This window comes from Roseinatronobacter sp. NSM (assembly GCF_052379845.1).
GTDB lineage: Bacteria > Pseudomonadota > Alphaproteobacteria > Rhodobacterales > Rhodobacteraceae > Roseinatronobacter.
In genome coordinates, this window is the sequence record NZ_JBQTCF010000073.1 from 1 (window position 1) to 4,546 (window position 4,546).

At 58.6% G+C, this 4,546-nt stretch carries 4 protein-coding genes; 3 read left to right on the forward strand and 1 reads right to left on the reverse strand.

Annotation, left to right across the window (positions count from 1 at the left end):
- The first annotated feature begins 526 nt into the window (after positions 1-526).
- From ACTZWY_RS19505 to ACTZWY_RS19515, 3 genes are all read left to right on the forward strand, one after another.
- Positions 527-2,269, forward strand: coding sequence for a hypothetical protein (locus ACTZWY_RS19505; protein WP_444792369.1), 1,743 nt, complete (start codon positions 527-529; stop codon positions 2,267-2,269).
- 83 nt (positions 2,270-2,352) lie between these two features.
- Entirely contained in the window at positions 2,353-2,739 is a 387-nt protein-coding gene (locus ACTZWY_RS19510) for a hypothetical protein (protein WP_444792370.1), read from the forward strand.
- A 75-nt stretch (positions 2,740-2,814) separates the two neighbouring features.
- On the forward strand, positions 2,815-3,492 hold the full coding sequence (locus ACTZWY_RS19515) for an NYN domain-containing protein (RefSeq protein WP_444792371.1): 678 nt from the start codon (positions 2,815-2,817) through the stop codon (positions 3,490-3,492).
- Positions 3,493-3,532: 40 nt separating this feature from the next.
- Here the strand turns inward: ACTZWY_RS19515 and ACTZWY_RS19520 are convergent.
- A partial coding sequence (locus ACTZWY_RS19520; protein ID WP_444792372.1) for a type I restriction enzyme endonuclease domain-containing protein occupies positions 3,533-4,546 on the reverse strand: 1,014 nt, incomplete at its 5' end.

A 4,546-nucleotide genomic window follows, 5' to 3' on the forward strand; every position in this document is an offset into this window, starting at 1 on the left:
GGCCGAGTGCGTCGATCCTGACATCGCCATCGCAGTGGGCTGTAAAGGGAAGGGCCGTCATGGTGAATTCATCGTCAGTGTTCTCTCGCCCTCGCCTTCTGCCTATCCACCAGATTTTCGATGTTGCCCTCGGTGGCGATCGGGTTGGGGCATGAATCCGAAGCCGTCCAGACCGTTTTTCACTGATCAACTGGGTCATCCCAAAACAAGAGGGCAGCCATTCAATCAACGGAAAATCCCCAAAACAGGAAAACCCCTAACAAGGGACAATCCATCCAATAACAGGGTTCACGGGTCCAGCAGGCTGCTGGTCGCAGCGATAACTCCCATCCGTCAGGTGGGGGTTATCGCGAGAAGGGGTCAAGGGGGTATCCCCATTGCGAACGGGTTTTTGTGGTGTCGGGGAACCCCCGACAGCGCAAAAACATTAGCGAGTAACACTCTGGGCAATCCCTGAAAATTTCTCTGCGGTTTTTCACGCAGCGCGCGGACAATCCAGTCAAACAAGACCAACTGGAATTCGCGCATGTCTGTCCATACGAAATTCGATCATCCCGCAAACAAGGGCTGCCTTGCAACTGCCCCGGCTGTCCAGCGATTTGCCTCTATCTTCCCCCGGGCGCTCCGCAAAAGGGAAATGCATGATCAGCGAGCGGGTGGGGATCTGAGTCATATCCGCCATGATCTGAGTCCACAGAATTATCGCGTTATTGGTGACGAGGATTGGATTGACGTCTTGATCGCAGAGATCGCCGCCGCGAAACGAAACAATCACATCAATGAAATTGCTGCTCGTGAAGCCAAGGGCCGCTGGAAAGAAGCGGAGGACCTGCGCCGTCGTGGACCGGTTGATCCGTGGAAATTCACGGCGGAGGGGCCGCTTCGCGAGGGGATTCTGACGGTCAATAAACTCTGGTTTGGCGGCACAGGGCCGCAGGAATGGGACCCCGACCGGGTGTCCCAATTTGTCGACCGGGGCGTGGAGTTCCTGCAGACGAATTTCCCTGACGGACAGTTGAGGGAAGTGACGGTTCATGTGGATGAAGAGGCCGTGCATCTGCACTTCGCCGTCGCTGTGTGGAATGAAAAAGTCAGTCAGAACCGTGGGCGTCAGCGGCTGTTGCAACCCTCATTCAACCCGCTTCTCGCCGATTATGAGCATGCGCAAGATTTGGTTGGCGAGGCCTTCCTCGATATGGGTATCCACCGTGGCGAGCGCCGGGCTGCAGCGGCCCGGGCGGCGAAAGCTGCCGGATTGGCGGGGCCATCACCGCGCCAGCACGTCCCGCCGAGCGGATGGCGGCAGGAGCAGCGCCGCAAGGCGCTGGCGGATCGCGATCAAATCCGAGAGAAAACCCGGGCCGAGGCCGCGCAGGTCCGGGCCGATGCAGAGCTGACCGCGAAAGCGACGGTGAAAAAATCCCGCAAGCGCGCGATCCGGGAGGCGCGTGAGAAGAGAGAACAGGCCGATCAGGTTATGCTCGAGGCGCAAATCGCGCTCAAACGCGGGCACCTCGCAGCGGCATTCCGGCGCGTTCACATCAAAAGCCTGGCTGAGAAAACCGCTGAATTGGAGCGACGCCGTTCGCAACAAGCGGCCCGGATCCGGGAGATGGAAGCACGGGCCCTCGCGTTGCATCAGCAGAATATGCAGGCCGAGGCGCGCGCGGAGGCTGCGCGCCAAGCGCAGGCAGCTGCTGAAGACGCGCGCATCGCAGCGGAGCAGCGGGCGAAAGAGGCCGCGCGCGTGGCTGAAGCGCATGCGGCGCGGGCCGCCGAGGCACTCGCGCGTGTGGATGCGGTCAGGGATGGGCTGGTCGCTCTGAGTGAGGGCGTCAAGGCGCGTGCCCTGCATGAAGGGGACGCCGATGATTTGGAGCGGTTGGCCGAGCCCGTCCGCGCTGCATACCCAGAGATCGCCCCCGCCGTGGCCGCGGCGCATACGCTCGTTGAAACGATCAATTCAGTCCACAACGATACTGCGGCCGTGGCGCGATCTACCCTCGCGGAGCGGGCCGAGGCCATGGCGGAAATTGAACAGGCACAGGCGGCGCTTGCCGAGAAACAGGCCGAGGTGCAGCGTAAATGGGCTGCGGCCGACCGCCTGCTGCAGCTTCTGCAGCCGTTGATCGAGAGGATGAATTCGTGGCTGCGTCGCGCGGAATTGTCAGCTGGGCTTGCTGATGAGGGGGAAAACGTCCTGCGGGATGCGCGTGAGGTGATGGCGACATCGAAACCGGAGCTTGATGGGAGTGGACCGGAAGTTTGAAATGGCGTGACCAGTCCAGTGCAGGGTGAGATGATAGCACAACTGTTCGTGCGTTCCATCATCGGCTCTGATAGGTGATCAATATGTTTCGATTGTTTGACATGCTGGGCCGCTCGACCGCGATGCGCGCGCTTGACGATGCACTTCGTGCGGCCGGTCTGCATCCGTTGCTTGTGCCGGAACCGGTCAAGTTGACCGTGATCCAGCTTCACAAGACGCATGCTGCGCCGACCGCACAGGGGACGCAATTCATGGATGCGGCGCAGCTGCTGGCCTATTGCATTCTCGGGCATGAACAATTCGCCGACAGCAACTGTTCTGAGGAGGCTGAGTGCGCTGATCAACGCGTGGAGGCCGCGCTGGAGACGGGGGACAGTCTTGACGCGAAATTGATCTTGCTGACCGTTCATTCCGGGCTGATTTCCCCCGAGGTTGCGGATCGGATTGAATTGGACGGGTCCGAGGGCTGAGAAATTCATGCATCGCCGAATTTTGGGCGCATTCCTGCAATACTGGGGATGTAAATTCGGCAGATGGTGACCAACATGACCCACCCTGTGGCAGTGCTTGTGGACGGCGACAATATCAGCGGCAAGAATGCGGCCGCTATCCTTGGCGTCGCGATGAAACACGGAGATCCGATTGTCGTGCGAGCCTATCTGGACGCTCAGCGGGCCTCCGACTGGCATGGTGCCATCGGGTATCGGCTGGTCCATGCCGGGACCGGCAAGAATGCATCAGATATCCTGCTGGCCATCGATGCGATGGACCTTGTGCATATGAAAACGGCAATGCGCTTCATCATCGCGTCTTCCGACAGTGATTTCACCCATCTTGCAGTGCGGTTGCGTGAATTCGGTGCAAGGGTGATCGGGGTCGGCGAAGCGAAAGCGCCGCATATGTTCAGGGCCAGTTGTTCGAGTTTCGTGGAGTTGGGCGCGAAACCGACAGTGAAACTGGTGCCCAAACCGCTGACAGGTGTCGCGGATCTGGACCTGAAGATCCGGGCCATGATTGCTGAACACAGCAAACAGGGGGCCGGTATGTGTATCGCTGCGCTTGCACGCGAAATGTTCGTTCGCCATGAGATCAAGATCAGCACTCTGCCTGAAAAGACCTGGCGCAGCTATTTGACCGCACGGCCCGACCTGTACGATCTCGACCCACGCGGCCCTGAAGCGATGGTCAGGTTCAGGCCAGAGGGCTTTGCGGCAGCTGCTTGACAGGCGGCCCCGGTTCCCTGCCGGTCGATATCGCAGGGCGTTAATGGAGAGGGATTCTGACGTCTGATGCCCTCATGTCGAATTGATGCATGAAATGCTGAAACACGGCATCGGTCTTTTCTGTCAGGATTTCATCGTCATATTTCGTCGCTGGCAGACCCGTTCTGTCGTCATATAGCAGGTCATAGATTTCTTGGCGCAGGCCATCTCGGGTGCTTTGTTTCTGAAAAATGTCTTGTACGTCTTCCATGCGCCGCCGGATTGCTTGCAGCACGGCGATCGAGGCGGACTTGATTTGCCGCACTTCCTCTTTGCTCAGATCCTCGCGCATCAGCAGATCGAATACGGGTTTCTCTTCCGGGGCCAGCCCAAGGGCCACGTGACTTTGCGATTCCGCCTCTAGATCGGCCGCAATACGAATGAGGGCCTCAAACGTGGCCTCGATCGTGTTCTTGTCTTTCTCTTTGTTGTAGTCAGCGATGATCTTGTCAAAACGATCCTGAAAATCCCCCAAGGTCGGGTTGGCCGCGAGCATTTTCGCCAGGCGATTTTCCAGAACTGTGCGCATATCCTGCACATCACTCGCCTTGCGTTCACTCTTGGCGAATTCCCTACGAAGCAGGTCGAAATTGACTTTCGAGATATCGAAGACCTTATCATCCTCGGCATCGGGCTGGATGTCGATTGCCTCGGCGACGATCTCGTTCAGCCTCTGGATGATCGCAGTGGTGTCGGCCTGCAGCTTGTCATCCTGAAGCGCGCTGTAGATGTAGTTGATCGCCTGATAGTCGCGTTTGAATGCTTCCACTTTTGGGAAGGTCAGGCAGGATTTGTATTTGCGAAACACCGCGCGGGCACCGATCTCGAAGCGCTTGCGCGTCTCATCATTGGTGTTGATCAGCTCTTTCGCATCCCGCAGCGCCCTGAGCTTCTCGAACCCTTCGGCTTCGTGCAGCCGCTCCAATCCAAAACCGTCCTTGCGCAGGCTTTCGCGGACGATGACAATGGCTTCGGCCAGTTCCTCCAGCAGCTTTTCTTCGGGGTTGAGCGGGTC